The sequence below is a fragment of the Sphingobacterium sp. genome (assembly GCF_032065005.1).
In the GTDB taxonomy this organism is placed as follows: Bacteria; Bacteroidota; Bacteroidia; order Sphingobacteriales; family Sphingobacteriaceae; genus Sphingobacterium.
Window position 1 is genome coordinate 166,993 of sequence record NZ_DAMBMM010000001.1, and the last position, 16,305, is coordinate 183,297.

The 16,305-nt window shown below is 38.4% G+C and carries 10 protein-coding genes; 2 read left to right on the plus strand and 8 right to left on the minus strand.

What is annotated here, in order from left to right; translation table 11 throughout:
- The first annotated feature begins 80 nt into the window (after nt 1-80).
- Complete coding sequence (locus RT138_RS00745; RefSeq protein ID WP_313189076.1) at nt 81-2,030, plus strand: glycoside hydrolase family 172 protein; 1,950 nt, start codon at nt 81-83, stop codon at nt 2,028-2,030.
- Here RT138_RS00745 and RT138_RS00750 read toward each other — a convergent pair.
- The 7 genes from RT138_RS00750 to RT138_RS00780 all read right to left on the minus strand — a co-directional run bounded on the left by RT138_RS00750 (nt 2,027) and on the right by RT138_RS00780 (nt 12,201).
- On the minus strand, nt 2,027-3,784 hold the full coding sequence (locus RT138_RS00750) for a hypothetical protein (RefSeq protein WP_313189077.1): 1,758 nt from the start codon (nt 3,782-3,784) through the stop codon (nt 2,027-2,029). The two genes, RT138_RS00745 and RT138_RS00750, sit on opposite strands and share 4 nt — an antisense overlap.
- 57 nt (nt 3,785-3,841) lie before the next feature.
- Nucleotides 3,842-4,027, minus strand: a complete 186-nt coding sequence (locus tag RT138_RS00755; protein WP_313189078.1) for a hypothetical protein — start codon at nt 4,025-4,027, stop codon at nt 3,842-3,844.
- A gap of 317 nt (nt 4,028-4,344) precedes the next feature.
- Nucleotides 4,345-4,794, minus strand: a complete 450-nt coding sequence (locus RT138_RS00760) for a hypothetical protein (protein ID WP_313189079.1) — start codon at nt 4,792-4,794, stop codon at nt 4,345-4,347.
- A 55-nt stretch (nt 4,795-4,849) separates the two neighbouring features.
- Nucleotides 4,850-6,454, minus strand: a complete 1,605-nt coding sequence (locus RT138_RS00765; protein WP_313189080.1) for a Na+/H+ antiporter — start codon at nt 6,452-6,454, stop codon at nt 4,850-4,852.
- A 157-nt stretch (nt 6,455-6,611) separates the two neighbouring features.
- Nucleotides 6,612-7,349: a bifunctional demethylmenaquinone methyltransferase/2-methoxy-6-polyprenyl-1,4-benzoquinol methylase UbiE gene (gene ubiE / locus RT138_RS00770; RefSeq protein ID WP_313189081.1), complete on the minus strand. Its 738-nt coding sequence runs from the start codon at nt 7,347-7,349 to the stop codon at nt 6,612-6,614.
- 198 nt (nt 7,350-7,547) lie between these two features.
- Nucleotides 7,548-9,047 (minus strand): SusD/RagB family nutrient-binding outer membrane lipoprotein, encoded by a 1,500-nt coding sequence (locus RT138_RS00775; protein ID WP_313189082.1) that lies wholly within the window; start codon nt 9,045-9,047, stop codon nt 7,548-7,550.
- A gap of 16 nt (nt 9,048-9,063) precedes the next feature.
- A complete protein-coding gene (locus RT138_RS00780; protein ID WP_313189083.1) occupies nt 9,064-12,201 on the minus strand; it encodes a SusC/RagA family TonB-linked outer membrane protein in 3,138 nt (1,045 codons plus the stop codon).
- Nucleotides 12,202-12,839: 638 nt separating this feature from the next.
- Between RT138_RS00780 and RT138_RS00785 the strand changes: the two genes are divergently transcribed.
- Entirely contained in the window at nt 12,840-15,203 is a 2,364-nt protein-coding gene (locus RT138_RS00785) for a PDZ domain-containing protein (protein ID WP_313189084.1), read from the plus strand.
- 6 nt (nt 15,204-15,209) lie between these two features.
- Here the strand turns inward: RT138_RS00785 and RT138_RS00790 are convergent, their stop codons facing one another.
- On the minus strand, nt 15,210-16,268 hold the full coding sequence (locus RT138_RS00790) for an alpha/beta hydrolase (RefSeq protein ID WP_313189085.1): 1,059 nt from the start codon (nt 16,266-16,268) through the stop codon (nt 15,210-15,212).
- Nucleotides 16,269-16,305: the final 37 nt, after the last annotated feature.

The window sequence follows — 16,305 nt, forward strand, 5'->3', positions numbered from 1 at the left end:
TTATCATTTTTCTTTATCTTAGAATAGCTTAAACGTTTAATATATTAGTAAACAGTAGTTTAAATTCTAAATCCATTACCATGAAAAGAGCTTTGTACCTTTCAATTTTGGCCATTACTTTTATTGTTTTGAACATTCATCCGGCATTTTCGCAAAAAACGCCGTATAGTTATATTGAGGAGTTGGATAATTTAATCCGTCCAGATTTACTTCCATCCTATAGGACCGGTGAATATATAGAACAAATATCAAGTTATGATCGGACAGGGAAAAATGATGATGGATTTGGAGGGGCTTATTCTTTTATCCGTAAGGAAGGAAATCATTTGGTCATTGCAGATTTTAAGGGATCTGGCGTTGTCAATCGAATTTGGACACCGACCCCAACCGATGATACCCTGTCCTTCTATTTTGATGGTGAAAAAGAAGCTAGATTGAGGATTCGTTTTTCAGATCTGTTTTCAGGGCATGTTTTTCCATTTGTGAAGGGAATTTCTGGAAATGAGGTCGGGGGCTATTTCACCTATCTTCCCATTCCCTATAAGAAGTCTTTGAAAATTGTTTTTGAAGGCGAGAAAATCCTGTTCTTACAGATCCAGAATAGGCAAATTCCTGATAGAAAAGTTGAATCCTATACTGGAAACTTTTCGCCAATAGAAAAGGCCAAGATTGAAGAGCTAAGTAAAATTTATACGGATATGGCTCCTAGTGCCAATGGATTTGCTAAAGGTAAGTCAGCGGGTATTCAGGCCATAGAAAAGACATTTGTAATCAACCCAGGCGAAGAGCTCGACTTTTATAAAGCAAATAAGGGAGGAAGGATTGTAGGGCTTGAAGTAGATGCAGGAACATCGTTTGAAGGGATGGAAAAGGATATTATATTCTCTGCAAAATGGGATGATGAAAAGGTTGAAGCTGTTTATGCTCCGGTTGCCGATTACTTTGGATACGCCTATGGCAAAAAAGCTATGCGGGGTCTATTAATGGGGAGCAAGGGAAATCTGAACTATAGCTATATGCCGATGCCTTTTGACCGATCTGCTGAACTGAAAATGATCTATAAAAAAAGAGGTAATCTGGAACAAGCTCCCATATCAATCAAAACTAAGGTTTACTATACAGATGAGGCAAGAGATAAGAAGAACGAAGGGAAGTTTTATGCAGTATGGCGAAGGGAAAAGCCTGAGACAGGTAAATATTATGAATTTTTAAAAACGAATGGCAAGGGTCATTATGTAGGTACCATTCATTTGGCACAAGGCTTACGGCCGGGTATGACCTTGTTCTTCGAGGGCGATGATGTCACCCATATCGATGGGAAACAAAGGTTGCATGGAACAGGTTCGGAAGATTATTATAATGGAGGCTGGTATGCATTGTTGGACAGATGGGACCGTGGGATAAGTTTACCCATACATGGATCATTGGATTATAGTTTGCCAATGGGAAGGACAGGGGCATATCGTTTTTTCATGACGGATAAAATGCCATTTGAAAAGGAAATTGACCATGTTATCGAGCATGGGCCAGAGGGTAATGAATTTCCGGTTGACTACACATCGATCGCCATGTATTATGGCGCCCAACCTTTGCCTTCTAAAATTGAGCCTACAGATGAGCTTCGTCAAGTTTATTTGCCAACGGTTCATGAGTATTTCCCCCAGTTGATGGAAGTAACACTTGGTGTTGGGGCAGAAGTCAAGCAAGACCGTGGATTACGAATGCGTTCTGATGGGCATCATACTGTTCGAGTTATGCTCAATGATGTTCCAGAAGGCGAGTATAAATTGTCGATTTCCTATTTTGAGAAGGATAATGGTGCTGAATTCGCGATTTGGCAAAGGCAAAAATTGATTTCAGATTGGAAATCCAGCAATGCTGCCCAAGAGAAATTGAATGAGAAAGTAGCAATGGGAACTATTAAGATTACGAAACAAACCAATTCCATTACCTTTCATGTCCGGAAACTAGGTGAGAAAGGTAATGAATTTGAGCTCGATCGAATATTCTTGGAGAAAATCGGCGATTAACCTTTTTTTCTAATACATCGGATACAGGCATTCCAGGTTGCCGTATATGTTCCTGTATTGATATAATCGTTGGAATTTATGCTGAAGTTGACGCGAGCAAATACTGAAGGGTCCGTTGTTCGCCAATATCCTTTGGTTTCCCTGAATCGACTACTACTGGGGAAATATTGGCTGAAATCTTCAGTACTGGTTCTTTTGTAGCCAATAGGGACTAAATTTAAATATCCATCAACATATCCAATGGATAAGGGGACTGAGTTATATGGGATAAACCTTAAGTACCAATTTCCTGGTTCTCGTATGATTTCTTTATTTGAATACCTATCTAATTCATTGAAATCCTCTCTAGTAGGAAGATCCCATACACCTTCAGGGTAAATCCTTTCACAGATATTTTTGCCGCCAATACTGTAAATGTCATTGGTAAACATTTCAGTCATTGGTGGAACAACACTTGTTGAAATGTACAAAGGGTTGTCATATCGGAATCTGTATTCCCAAAAATTCCCTGGGAGTCTAGGTCCTTTAGCATTTCGATATACATTTGCTCTTGCCCACATGGTATTACCAATAGGAATAGCAGATTCCACCAGTTTTATTGAAATAAAATAGCTTTTTCCAGCTTGAGGGGTGAAATTGGGAAAAATGAAATTCCGGCCAAAGAAATTTCTTTCAACAAAGTATGAAGTTCCATCGAATTCAGAAATCCGTTCACTTGATATTCTTAAAGTGTCCAAGGATACGACTAGGTTAACCGGCGCCGATCCATTAGCAACGGTATAAAAGGTGTACCTTCTTTTCCAATCTGCTTCTGGAACAGAATCAGTTCCCTCCGGTACGGAATAACCGGATCCATGATGGTTATAGACATTGAAGGCATTGATCATATTACTGGGGCTTTGGTAACTGCTATCGATTAGCCTAAAGTCAGCTTTGGCAAGACCAGAGTTGTCTTTAAATCGAGGACTGGCATAACTTACTGCTCCAAACATCCCTCTTGAATTGATCTCCAATATTATCTGAGCTGTTTTTCTGGTCAGTACAATATTATTGATACTACTGTTGCCACCAATGACATTTCCTGTCCTTATTATGCCTGTTGCATAAGCGAAATCCTGTCTCAGCAAATTATTGTTTCCAGATGGTTTAACGGGAAGGCTGGTTTGATTTGCTACAAATACCTCTAAAGGACTGTTGTTGTTGTAAGAATATGCATACCATCGATAATTCGTGTTTCTGTAAGCTTCAATGGAAACATCAGTACCGCCTACCTGACCATCAGCTTGGTCAACAAATTCGATTGGTTTGCCATTTGAATCAGCTTTATATAGCACAATTTTATAACGCACTCCATTTTTCAGTTGAGAGATTGCTCGGGCCAAATTTCCATTGCCGGAAGTTCTGGACTGATTGTTCTTTACCGTATATGATTTCTTTTCAAGCTTATCTGGGTATTGGCTAGGTGCATCTTCCGTTACCGTCATGATGGCATCAATGCCATCTAAGCTCACGATTTCACTTTCAGCGGCAATCTTTCGCCTCCTTGCGGGACCGCTTTTTGAAGCTTTTATATTGTCATGATTCAATTCAGGTTCGCTGACGTCTTGCACACCTTGAATTCTAAAATGAAGTGAATTTTCCTTGGTAGGGTTCGGTTTCTCTGTTTCTCCAGTATGCTTTTTGCAAGCTAGTATAGTTAAGATAAAAATCAGGAAAATAGCATGAAATAAATAGGTCTTATTAACTGTTGTCATGTTAAATTAAGTATTGGTTTAATTTTGGCTTTGTTCTTAATGGTTTTTAGAAATAACCTATAGGTCAAAATTCTTGAATTTACCATCGGTATTCATGTCCCAATCTTCTACTTTTGGTTCATTTGAAGGTCCTCCTGTCTTAATGTTATAAGATCCGACTGCAATCCCTTCCTCTAATTCGAATTCTTCGATGAGGATAATAGGCTTGACATAAACTTTCTTTTTGTTAGTTCTGTAGTCCATGTTTTTTGTTTACAAAGAAATAGTTATTGTGTGTTTATTAACTAAATAATTAAAAATGTGAGCGAAAATATATTGTATTGTTTAAATAAATAAGTAAATGTATTTTCAACATATATTTATGTTAATAAAATTAACTTTTATGTAGTAAGCTTTATTTGGTTTATTAGGATATTATCGTGGTTTTTAAGGAATTGTAGGGTTGAAAACAATTTTTTGGAATTATTTTATTTTGTAACAAAGGTAAGTTCTGCAACTACTAAGTAGTTGCAGATTTTATTTGTCAAGCGTGTATTTTAATAGGGAAAGGTAGGGTGGGGTTATTTTAAAAGCCAGATATTGCTTTTGCCTTCCAGTGCTTCATAAGGTCTGGAGTTACCATTCAGTAGGTCTGTTTCATGGCCTTCTAAATGCCAATTGAGGTCTTCTTCATTTACTTTTTTCATCTGGAAAATAGCGTCAGGGTCCTTGAAGCTTATGTCACTTTTTAGCATGTTGATTTTGTTGTCTGCAAAAAGCTGTTCTGCCTCATCTTTGCTAACCTGTATTAAGTTATTGGCTTTTTGGTCAAAATCTGCTAATTCCCGATCCATTTCCCTTGAGTGATTATCGGCTAGGTAAGAAGCGTATAAGTCCCTATTTTTGGTTCTTAAGGCTTCATTTTTATAAGCAATGCGTTCAGGGTTCAGTTCAAAGTTAAAGTCTTCGGGATGTTCCCTAAATCCAAATTGTCTGTTCAGTTCTTCAATTCTTTGTTCCAATGTCGGCATAAGTTTGATTTATTGTTTCCTAATTAACGCTTTAAGCGCTGTTTTGTTATTTTTATTATGGCAAATGGCTTTTGAAAACCAAGATGATTCTTTCTTCTTCAAGGTCAATTTGATAGATCTGCTGACGAATCAATTCCTCATCATACTTTTCATCTTTATTTAAGTTGGTCAAATATATCCTTTGTTCGGCAAAGATTTCCAGTAAGGTCTGCATGCTTACTCCATTCATCCAACTGTGTTCTTGAACTTTGGATTGATCTTCCCAGTATTTCAAGATCCTTTCAACAGCTGCATCGCCTTGGTGATGGTTTTCATATTTATCCTTGACGAAGTTATAGACATGGGATTTTAGTCCGAGCTTCATGTTCCGCCTATTTTCCTCCTCCATTTCTTCTTCATTTTTATAGCCTTTGAAGGGTTGTGTTTTAGCGATCAAATAAGGCAGGGTTAGCCCTTGTATGACCAAGGTCAATAGGATGGCGACAAAGGTGATAAACAAAATAAGATTTCGATGTGGGAATGCTTCGCCATTAGGGAGTGTTAAAGGGATGGCCAATGCCGCAGCTAGGGAGACCACGCCGCGCATACCGGTCCAGCCCATCAATAGCGGTGTGTACCATCTTCGGGTACTAAATTGTTGTTGATGGGCAATCTGAGGTCTAAAAACGATGGTAGCTATCATGGCTGCAAAAGCAGAGATCATCCGGGCAGCAATTAATACGAGGGTGATGATGACTGCATAACCAATCGCTGTTCCCAAAGGAGTGCCATGAGACCGGATTCCGGCCACTATTTCGGGGAGGTCCAGTCCAATTAATAAAAAGACCATGCCATTCAGTAAAAAGACAAAGCTTTCCCATACGGAAGCACCCTTGATCCTGCTACTTGCTGCCAAGTACTTGAGCCTTTGTGAGGACATGTAAAGACCTCCGGCAACAACCGCCAGCACCCCTGAACAATGGGCCTGCTCCGCAAGCCAATACATGAAATAGGGGCTGATCAGGCTCAGGGCAATATCAGAAGCTGCTTCAGTGCGCAGATGTTTATGTATCCAAATAAAGACCTGAGCCACCAGAAGACCAATCCCAACTCCTCCAAACAGCATCCAAAGGAATTGTGTTCCTGCTTCCTGCCAAATAAATTGTCCCGTTCCTACTGCTACCAAAGCAAAACGGAAGATTATTAATGAGGATGCGTCGTTCAAAAGGCTTTCGCCTTCTAGAATGGCAGTTGTAGATTTGGGGATTTTGACGAATTTGGTGATTGCCCCTGTGCTGACGGCATCAGGAGGGGAGACAATTCCCCCTAGGACAAAACCTAATGCCAAACTGAATCCAGGGATAATCTGATTGGATATGATTGCAACTAGAAATGCCGTGAAGAATACCACCAAAAATGCAAAGCTTCCAATGATCCGCCACCATTTTTTCATTTCCTTGAAGGAGACACCCCAAGCGGCTTCATAGAGGAGCGGCGGTAGAAAGACAAAGAAGATAAGGTCTGGGTCAATCTTTAAAAGGGGCAGACCCGGAACAAAGCTAATGGCCAAACCTGCCAAAACCAAAAGAATTGGATAGGCTATTTTGAGCTGATTGGCGAAAATGGTTAAGAATACGATCAGAAGTATTAATACCAAGATAAAGGGTAGTAGGGTATGCATGGCAGATAAGTATTTAGTAGTTAGTAGTTAGTATTTAGACTGGGAAATGGGATTTTGGGTGTGATTTAATTGATTTAAGAAATTTTGATATTTTAAACAATAAAAAAAGGATAGTGTTTTGTGACACTATCCTTTTTTTGAAGCTTTTATATCTGATTTATTTCTTTATTCCTTGGTAAATTGTTGAAGCGCCAAAAAATTGCGGCAATATCTTTACGTCGGTGAATCCGGCTTGTTCGAAGCGTTTTTTTAGGGCTTCGCCATAAGGGAAGTTTAATGCGGATTTTGAAAGGTACTTGTAGGCGGTTTTGTCCTTGCTAAACATACGGCTCAATAATGGCATTACCCATTTGGTGTAGATTAAATGGCCGGACTTCAGGATGAAATTTTGAGGTACGGAGGTTTCAAGGACAATAAGTTGACCTCCTGCTGCTGTTACACGATAGATTTCTTGTAAGCACTTGTCAAGGTTTTCAAAGTTTCGGATCCCATAGGTAATACTGATGGCATCAAAATTATTGTCTGGAAAGGCAAGGTTCTCAGCGTCTTGCTGATCCAGTTTAATTCTGTTTTCCAGGCCCAATTGTTTTACTTTTTCTTCCGCTACGGCAAGCATACCTTCTGAAATATCCGTTCCGATAATTTCCGAGGCTTTGCTATTGGCGAAAAGCAGGAGCATGTCGCCGGTTCCGGTTGCAATGTCCAAGATCTTATTGGGGCTTTTTGCTGCGACAAGATTATAGACGTTTTTCTTCCAACCTTTTTCCATGCCAAAAGTAATGACCTTGTTGAGTTTGTCGTAATTCCCGGAAATGGAATTGAACATTTTTCTCACCTGTACATGTTTTTGCTCTTGAGATGCCTGATCTGGAAGAATAATCTTGTTGTCGCTCATTCTTAAATTTTTAATATCTGCCAAAGGTAAGTTAATTCGGGGATAAAACAGACTTTTTAGAGGGAAAATCTAAGGGTAAAGAAGGGGAGGAACGTGCATTGACATGCCCTAAGAATCAAAAAAACAGCAGTAACCATTTGGTTACTGCTGATCTTCTTTTATACTCTTAATCTGATTAACTCAGATTGCTTGTACTAATTAATTCACGTCCCAGAAAATTTTGCTGGTCTGTGGATTGATGTCGCCCTGAGCAGTTACATTAGCATTGTTGTAACTGAATTCACTTTGAGGATACATCAAACGAAGAGGGATTTTACGTCCTTGAATATTAGGATTGGCAGACAAAGGTACATCTGTTGGGAATCCCAATCTTCTGTAATCCACCCAAGCTTCGAAGTTGTTGATACTAGGAAGTGATAGATATTTTTGATTGATGATCAATTCCAATTTGTTGGATGCATTATCCCAATTTGCTGAATTGGCTAGTAAATCAGTTGCTTCAGCTTGAGCATTGGTCACATTTAGCCATTTAAAGGATTCCGATACGGCGTTTTCATAAGCTGTCTTAGCGTTTCCAGGTAGCCATCCGCGTTGAGTTGCTTCAGCTTGAAGAAATAAGCTCTCCACAGATGTAAAGAACCACATTGGATCAGAACCAGAAGAAACGATGCCTGGGCCAACTACCCTAGATTGGTTCGAGGAATACAATCCTTGGACGGTAGGTCCGCCGAAAATTGCGCCTACATATTCAATGGTAGGGTCTGCAGGATCATCAGCCTTATCGAAAAGGTATTGATGGCGGATATCATTGTTAGATACATATCTGTCTAATAAATATGCGCTTACTCTATTGAATGCATCAGTTTCAATTCCACTTTGGTCTGCAACATAAGCCATGTAAACAGGGTTTACTTGGCCATCGTTATTGGCAAAGCTCAAGGTTAAATTCGCTGAATTACCGGCTTCAATAAATCCGCTGCCATCAGCCGTAATTTTTGCTATTTCAGCAGTAGGGTTTTGTGCAAACTCTGATTGGTGGATCAATAATTTAAGGGATTGGGTATTTGCCAGCTTTCTCCACATGGTTAGATCGCCTCCAAAAAGGACATCTGCTGTCGCTGTTGCATCTGAAATTTCGGGATTAGCCTTGAAAATTTGGCGGGCTTCCTCAAGTTGAACAAGTAAATCTGCATAGATATCTTGTCCCTTTTCGTATGCAGGAGCAATATTCGCATCACCTTTTAATGCGTCTTTATAAGGAACATTATTGTACATGTCAACAAGGTACATAAAACCAATAGCCTTAATTACCTTGGATACACCTAAGAAAAATGTTTCATTGGTTTCTTCCGCTTTTTGAGCCATTAATTCGGCGTCGTTTAAGACATCAAACCAAGTGGTGGTACTGTTTGCCCATTGAGTTTGCTGGAATGCAGGCGTGATGCTGTAGTTTTCCAAAGGTAGACTTGGACCATAATTAGCTCCACGACCATAATAACCAGTCCAAGATGCTGCAAAGGAGTATTGAGTTCCCATTCTTGTTGCTGTCTGCTTCAATACCATCGGTAAGATGTATTGCGGGGTGACAGAGGCAATCGTAGGTCTGTTTGGGTTGGTGTTGATGTCAAAGAAACTATCTTTACAACCCGACAATACTAAAGAAGTTGCTAGTATTGCCAATAATATTTTTTGTTTCATTTTCTTCTCTATTAAATTAGAACCTAGCATTTATTGTAAATCCAAAATTTCTAACAGGTGGGTTTGATGTGTCATTGACATTACCATAAGCGTTCGGATAATCAGAAGCCATGCTGTCAAAATCAGGGTCCATGAATTTGTTTTCTTTAGGAAGCCATAAAGCTAAATTTCTTCCAACAAGTGCGATAGAAAGACCTTTCAAGGTTTTCTGTCTTGCTGAAAGCCATGCTTCAGGGATATCATACGATAATGCCAATTCCCTAAATCTCCAATGGTTTGCACTTACAATAAAGTTAGATGCAGTATTTCCGAATTCTCCTGTATAGTAGTTGTAAATAGGTTCGTTTTCACCAATTTTAGCAGTGGTGTTAGGTATATATGAACCTGGATTGTTCGGATCTTCAATCACGGAGTTAGGAAGGATAAAAGGCTCGCGGTTGTTGTAAGCTGTAGCTTCAGATACACCGGTCCATGCCATTGCAGAACCTAATCCAAAGAATGAAGTTACGTGGCCACCTTTGTATTCAAATAACGCTGAAAGGTTGAAGTTTTTGTAGTTTACAGATGGGTTCAATCCGATGATCCATTTTGGAAGGGTTCTTCCAAAGTTTACATTGGTTGATGATTGAAAAGGGCGACCATCAGCTTCACTTACAATGATACGTCCTTGGTCATCTCTAATGTAGTCGGTACCACGCATAACAAAAGCTGGTTCACCCACGATTGCATAGTTTCCTGCAGCAATATATCCACCGATAGCAAGTTCTGTTTGGTTCAATCCTTGAGCCTCATAGATGCTTGTTACTTCTGAATCATTCCAAAGGAAATTACCTCTGAAGTTGATACCACCATCGTTAAATTTAATTAATGGAGATAAGTTGAAGTCAAAATCAACGCCTTTACTGTTGAATGAAGCGGCATTGGTATTTGTTCTTGAATAACCAGAAGCTTCTGAGGTACTCACCCTGATGATTTGGTCAGTATTTTTTGAGAAGAAGTAAGTTGCTTCTAAAGTTAATCTGTTGTTCCAGAATCCTGCTTCAAAACCAGCTTCAGTCGTATTGATACGCTCTGGTTTAAGGTTGTAGTTGTAGGATTCATTGTTAGCAGTTAAACCAGAAACTACACCAAATGGGAATCCGTTGGCTTGAGAGAAAGTTGCCTCAAGGAAGTAAGGGCTAATGTCTGAATTGGCAGTATTGGTCCAAGCACCTCTAACTTTCAAATAATTAAAGAAATCAGAAGTGATGTCAAGAGCATCTGAAACCACTACTGCAGCATTAACCCCAGGGTAGAAGTATGAATTGTTTCCTGGAGCTAAAGTTGAAGTTTTGTCCCAACGGCCTGTGAATTCTAAATTAGCCCAATTTTTGTAATTAAGACCGGCACTTCCGTAGGTAGAAAACAATCTAGTTTTATAGCCGTCGGAGTTTCCAGTTAAGTTTCCGGTTCTTATGCTGATGTTATATAGTTCTGGTATTACAAGGTTGCCTGCACCAACAGTTGTCGCTCTGTATTCGTTCTGTCTTACAAAGGTTCCTAGGATACCGTTGAATTTGAAATCATCATTGATTTGTTTAGTGACATTAGCAAAGAATTCAGAAGTCAAGATAGTTTGGTTATAGCTATATTCTTCTAATGAAGAAGGAATCGGGGTCTTGCCACGAGATTCACCGAAAGGTGTAGACTTATTACCTACGGTAAGATCGCGTTCTGCAATTCCTCTTGAAGTTAAACTAGCACGGTAGGTGAAGTCTAACCAATCGAAAGGTTTGAAACCAAGATCGATATTAGTAATCAAATCCTGCTTTTTACCAGAAGTACGCCAATTATCAATGGTGAAATATGGATTTAATCCATAGTTTGTAAACCAATTCTCGTAAGTCGCGAATTTATCGTTTTTGTAATCTTTGTATTTGGTAAGCGGAATATGCGCCGGTGTATTGATCAATTGGCTGAATAGACCGTCATTACCACCTGTACCTTGGGCTGTGAAGTAATCTTCAGGACCTGATTGGTTAAATGTGTTGTAGTTCTGTTGCGAGTAGTTGAAGTTAGCCCCTGCTCTGAACATACCAAATTCACGTTTTGCGTTTAAGCGAATACCGTTTCTTCTGTTTTTATCACCCGGTACTATACCTTTGATATCAGAGTTTTCTAAACTTAAGAAGAAGTCTTTCGCGTTAATAGATACATTAGTTTGGTTGGTAACACCAGTATCGTAGAATTTTTCGCGTTCATCTGTTCCTACATAAGGAGTAGTCTGTTGACTACCATCTGGAAGTTGCGGGCCAATGTCTGCAATTCGTCCATCATAAGCTGGTCCCCAAGACCAGTTTTCTACTGGATCGATGACATCATTTGCACCCTGTCCAAATTGTTTTTGCAATTTTGGAAAGAAGGAGATGTTTTGCCATTGGGTGGAGTGGCTTACATTAATGTCAGTTTTTTCAGATCCGCTCTTGGTATTGACCAAAATAACCCCGTTACGAGCATCAGGACCGTAGATGGCAGCTGCTGCAGCACCTTTTAACACAGATACATTTTCAACATCATTCGGGTTTAGGGAAGATAGATATTTGATATCCATCTGAACACCATTCAAAACCAATAATGGGTTGTTGTTACCTGTCAATGATCTGATACCGCGCAAATTGATGCGGACATCTTCAAAAACGCCAGAATTGTAGGTCGTTACATTCAACCCTGAAACTTTACCTTGTAAACCATTGGCGATGTTTACAGCACTGGCTTTGTTAACGGTTTTGCTATCTACTTGTTCAGCAGAATAGCCTAATTCTCTTTTTTCTCTCTTAACCCCTAATGCCGTTACGATAACTTCTTCAAGCTCGTTGTCGGAGGAGGTTAATTGCACATTTACAGTAGATTGGGTGCCTACTGCTACTCTTTGTGTTGCATATCCAATGTAAGAAAATACAAGGGTTGCATTTCCTCTAGATACATCGATGGTGTAGTTACCATCACCATCAGACTGGCTTGCAGTATTCGTTCCATCAACACGGATTGAAACTCCACTTAGGGAGCTGCCATCCGAGGCCGAAGTCACTTTACCGCTTACCTGCCTTAGTTGTGCGTTTGCTACTCCTACGAATAGCATGCACAGCAGAATAACGCTGAGTAATCTTTGTTTCATAATACTTCGTTGTTCGTAAATAAATTTTGTTAGTAATACTATTTGTTAAACATTTTCAATAAGTGAAGGCTTATTGATTTCATAATTATTGATTGTGTCAAATATAGAAAAACTTTAACATTTATAAACAAATTGTAATTTTTCTAAGAAAATATAATACTCTAATTGATAATTCAATTAATAAATAAAAGAATATAATCCTTTTTGGTAAAAGTTGGAAAATATGGGGTTTATATTAGTTAAAACTGAATCTTTTGTTATTAAAAGCTCGTTGGTCTTTCAGTTTTTTGGGGTTTATTAAAGTTTTGATAAAAAACACGGAGTTGGTCAGTAAAAATATTAATTAATTAAAAATCAATAAGTTAATTATTTGAATATTTTTTTGTAACAAGTTTGATTGATTTTTCAAATTTGCCACTAGATAATGGCTTAATTACCAATACTATTTCATGGAAAGTGTTCAGTTTGAGGATTATTGGGAACAGAGATTTCTGAGGAAACAATGCCTTCCTTAAATCTGAAAATTTTCTTGAATTAAAAACCTCTATTTTGATCAAGTCAGAGTTTCACTCCATTTGAACTGAATATTTCTTATATTGAGGATTGAAATAATCAACTCTAAACTCAAAACCACTCAAATGCACTTTCCATTAAAACTATTTTCAAAAGTTCTTTGGCTTGCTATGACAATGATCTTGATCATTCCTATGGCAAGTGCACAACCAAACACCATTTCATTTTTTGTTTCAAAACAGGGTTCTGATAAGAACGAGGGTAGAACCAAGGACAAATCCTTTGCTTCTGCTGAATATGCCTTGGAACAAATTAGAAAATATAAAAGTTCACATCCAGATCATTTAGTTGAAATGCTTATCAACGATGGTCAATATTATCTATCAAAACCATTGGAAATAAACTTTGATGGCATTACGATAAAAGCCATTAATGAAAGGAAGGTGACTTTTTCAGGAGCAAATAAACTGAATCTGAAGTGGACAAAATCCAAGAATAACCTATGGACAGCTAAGGTGCCAACAGGCTTAAAATTTCAACGGCTTTTTGCAAGCGGAGAATTATTAAATCGAGCAAGATATCCCAATTATGACCCTAAAATTCTCCCTTTCAATGGCTATGCGGAAGACGCAATCAGCCCTGAAAGAGTTAAAGGTTGGAGGAATCCTAAGGGAGCGATTGTGCATGCCTTACATATAGGTAGATGGGGTGGATTTCATTATTTGGTAACAGGTAAAGATGAAAATGGAGAATTAAAATTAGAAGGTGGGTTACAAAATAATCGGCCTAGCAAAATGCATGAAACTTATCGGTTTGTGGAAAATGTATTCGAGGAATTGGATACGTTGAATGAATGGTATTTAGATCAATCAAGTTCAACGCTATATTTAAATTTTGGAGATCAGGATCCAAATAGTTTTGTTTTTGAGGCTCCTCAGCTTGAATCCTTGATATCGATAAAAGGATCAATGGAAAAACCAGTTCGAGAGGTACATATAATCGGGATCCGTTTTGTGCAAACAGATCCAACCTTTATGAAAACGGAAGAACCATTATTGAGAAGTGATTGGACCATTTATAGGCAGGCTGCGGTCCGTTTTGAAGGTGCAGAAAATTGTAGTGTATCCAATTCTGATTTTATCGATCTGGGTGGGAATGCCGTTTTCTTGAGCAATTATAATAGAGGAGTAAAAGTGAGCGGGAATTTAATGGAAAGGATAGGCGGCGGTGCTATAAATTTTGTTGGGGATCCTCAGGCAGTTCGAAGTCCTTCCTTTAGATATGAGAATTTTGTTCCTGAAAATGAAATAGACAGCATTCCAGGTCCAAAAACAGAAAATTATACAGCAGATTGTGAAGCGAGCGATAATGTGATCAGAAATATTGGACTGATTGAAAAACAAGTTGCGGGGGTACAGATTTCGATGTCAGCAAGAATCTCTGTACTGCACAACAGTATTTATGATGTCCCAAGAGCGGGGATTAATGTAGGCGATGGAACATGGGGAGGACATCAGATTTCATTTAACGATGTATTCAACACCGTTCTGGAAACTAGCGACCATGGTGCTTTTAACTCCTGGGGAAGAGATCGTTTTTGGCATCCCGATAGAAAAGAGATGGACCGAATTGTGGAAGCCCATCCAAACTGGGTTAAATTGGATGCGATTGAAACAACGATCATCAGTAACAATAGATTTAGTTGTGATCATGGATGGGATATTGACCTTGATGATGGTTCTTCGAATTATGAAATCTTTAATAACCTCTGTCTTAGTGGTGGATTGAAATTGCGAGAAGGTTTCTATAGAACGGTCTATAATAATATCATGATCAATAATGGGTTTCATCCTCATGTATGGTTCAAAAACAGTCATGACGTTTTTAGAAATAATATTGTGATGCATTCTCATCAAGATATACAGGTTAACTTTTGGGGAGATAAGGTTGATGAAAACTATTATACCAGTTTAAAAGACCTGCAAGCGGACCAAGCCAAATCGGTGGATGCTAATTCATCGGTTGTGGATATAAAATTCATAGATGTAGCGACCGGAAAATTTGATTTAATTTCTGGCAACATGAATTTTCATCCATTGAAATTAAATGATGTAGGAGTAAGAAATACCAGATTAAAAAGTTTTTTGGATTCACCTCATATCCCTGAAATTCATAAAGAAGGTAATGTTTCGAAAGGTGCAGTTTTTGAATGGAAAGGAGCTAAGTTAAAATCCATTGAATCTTTAGGGGAACAATCTGCTGCTGGTTTACCAACGATGGAAGGAGTTTTGGTTTTAGAGCTTGAAGAAAATTCTCCATTGGCAAAAGCTGGGATTCAAAAATCTGATGTAATTGTTGGATGTCAATCAGTGGATATCAAGGAACTGAAAGACCTTCAACTTGTATTGAAGAGGGATCAGTATATGAATAAATTGAATATTGAAGTTTTCAGAAACCAGGAGAGAAAAACTATGCTGGTTAATTTATAATGCAGGTCAAATTCCTTGCATAGATTTTATGATCTTAATAAATTCTGCAGGATGTTCATCATGAAAACCATGACCAGAATCGACGGTTATCAGTTTGCAATCTGGGATTAAGCCTGCAGATTTATGGGCATCCTCATCTGACATAGCAGCCATGAGGATGCCATTTTCATCATATTGCTTCCACTTAGAGTTCTTGGTGAAAATTAATCTTGTTGGACAGTAAATCTTTTTTAAAGTTTCTGCCTGATCAAAGTTTTCAAACCAGGAACAGTCATAAAAACTATCAGCAAATCTTTTATCATACCGGTTATCTGATGCCGATTCCCAGATCTTATTAATGGTTAATGGTATAAAACCTATTCTGAATATTCGATTAGGATACTTTGCTCGGAATTTGTTGGCTTTTGAAATAATGATTTTCCAGAGTCCTTTAAACTTATTTTTCCAATAGCTTCGAGGAAGATAAAAGGTTAAATAATCTTTTATTTCAGTTTGTTGAAGAAATTCATGAGCTATACGAAAGCTGTCTTGCCAGGCGAATGTTTTCTGACAACGGTCTTTCTCAGTGGAAAACAAGGGAGGGTCTTCAAGGACCGTACTTTGAATCCGAATATGATTTGCAGAAATCCAAGCTGCCAGAAGACCTCCAGAGGAATGCCCTGATAGATAGACAGGTTCTTTTATGACATGATCAATGAACCAGATAAAATCTGTGCCCATTTTTTCTGCGGTGTAACTATGTGTTGCATGGCTAGATTTCCCATGTCCGTGACAATCAACAGCGAATACATGCCAATCTTGCGATAATTCCGGAAGTACTTTTGCGTAATTTTTCCAATCTACCCCTTGACCATGGATCAACATCAGTGCTGGGCCGTTATCAGGTCCCTCTCCATAATTAAGAACAGTTCCATTTTCTAAGCTGACCTGTTTTTCTTCATAGCCAAATTCGGAAATTTTTAACCGTTCTCTATTTTCTGAATGCAGATTATGCTCTACATATATAAAATATAGAATGATTAAGAGGGCCAAGATGCTAATCAGGATTATTAAGAGGTTCATCATGATTGGTTTTCAATTAAATAGGTTAAAATTTCGACCA